We start from the raw sequence: 251 nt of genomic DNA on the forward strand, positions 1-251 counted from the left end.
CAGGATCAGTTTACACACTGGACTCCTAACGTATATTGCTATGGAAGCTATAGTGATGCTGGTCGACGGATTACACGTGGCCACTCTGAAGATAATCTTAGACAGATTAACACATTCTACATTGACTTCGATATTACCTCTGCAGCTGAAGAAATGACGACAGGAGATATTTTAACCGCTTCTCTGGAGCTAGGTTTTATGCCAACGTTGATTCTAAAATCTGATAAGGGATTTCAAGCCTATTTTGTCCT

At 40.6% G+C, this 251-nt stretch carries 1 pseudogene; it reads left to right on the forward strand.

The annotated features are described in order from the left end of the window. A pseudogene (locus HMPREF2619_RS07190) lies at positions 1–251 on the forward strand (replication protein RepR); the annotation flags it as partial.

The sequence above is a fragment of the Streptococcus sp. HMSC074B11 genome, assembly GCF_001808705.1.
Classification (GTDB): domain Bacteria; phylum Bacillota; class Bacilli; order Lactobacillales; family Streptococcaceae; genus Streptococcus.